At 53.5% G+C, this 1,192-nt stretch carries 1 protein-coding gene; it reads right to left on the bottom strand.

Annotation, left to right across the window (positions count from 1 at the left end; translation table 11 throughout):
- Positions 1-70: 70 nt before the first annotated feature.
- Positions 71-1,129, bottom strand: a complete 1,059-nt coding sequence (locus tag EKO24_RS06170) for a transposase (protein ID WP_143733183.1) — start codon at positions 1,127-1,129, stop codon at positions 71-73.
- Positions 1,130-1,192 lie beyond the last annotated feature (63 nt).

Raw genomic sequence — 1,192 nt, 5'->3', positions numbered from 1 at the left:
CTCACCACCTATCAGTTTATAAAAACGACGGAAAAACTTGGCAAGGGTTTGTCATTTTGCAAACACCGTTTCAAGTATCGCAAGCCTCGTGTGAACCAGGAGACCATACTGCGCCGGAGTTTTGTAAAGCTCCAGTGCGCGGGGTCGGTTTGCTGTGTGGTTTTTTTTCGAGCGGCGTCGGGCGCTGCACCGCGTCCTGGTAACCGACACGGACACACCAGTGCATGGCTAAAGCCATGATTAAGATTAACCGTTCCAGGCGCGCCGGCTGCCGCAAGTGTGAATCCTCCAACTGGAAGCCTCGGCTTTTAAAATCGGAAAAAGTCGGCTCAATCGCCCAACGGGAGCCGTAATCCAAAACCGCCGCTCGCGTGGGCGGGCAATCCATGGCAATGATCCAAGGCTCCGGATGCCCTTCATCATGGATGATGCCGATGTTCGTCATGACCTCGCCAACCCCGAACAAGCGCACGTTCGGCCAATAACGTTGCGTATGATCTTGGGCCAAGTGAGCGGTCGTGGTTTCATCACCTCGGCCCGTATCGACCACCAGGTTGCCTTTCAGACGTAAACGGTAATGCCAACTCTGAGTCTTAAGCCATTGGAAAAGTTCCAGAGACGGGTAGAAGCGGTCGGCCAACAGCATGACGGCCGCACCGGCCGAAATCCACGCCAAGACTTTATCCAACAGGATTTTCTGCCGGTGGAAACCGATATTGGCCTGGCCGGCTTCCGCAAGCCAGGCCAAAGGCAACGAGCGGTCGCCTATCCGGACGGTCAGCATCAACACCGCCATCCGATCGCCGAGATCGGTTTGATCAAGGCTGAGCAGGATCATTTGCCCGTTTTGCCCCGCATGCCTTAAGGCCTCTTGCGCAAAAGGCTCAATCACCGTTTCACAGCATAACGCCGGCGAGCTTAATAAGCGCCTTAACCATTGCTCACGCTGGTCTTGGCGTTCGAGCGGCAACGGCAGTAAGTTCGACAACTCCACGGTATTCGGCGTTCGTCCTTCAATCATCGCGCCTACAGCCAAGGATAATTTGCGCACTACCGGCTTGTTCACGTTCGGCAAGGCTTGAGTCAAACCTTGCGCTATTTCTTCGGACAACTGTTTTACTGTACTCATCAATTTACAACGGCAAAAATCGATGGACTTTATAATAGCCTAAATAATGTGATAGGTGGTGAG

This window comes from Candidatus Methylobacter oryzae, from assembly GCF_003994235.2.
Classification (GTDB): Bacteria; Pseudomonadota; Gammaproteobacteria; order Methylococcales; family Methylomonadaceae; genus Methylobacter_A; species Methylobacter_A oryzae.
The sequence above is the reverse complement of the archived record's forward strand: the minus strand, read 5'-3'. Positions and strand labels throughout refer to the sequence as shown.

Coding starts and splice junctions, on each gene's coding strand:
- EKO24_RS06170 (WP_143733183.1), bottom strand. CDS start 1,129: ATGAGTACAGTAAAACAGTTGTCCGAAGAAATAGCGCAAGGTTTGACT.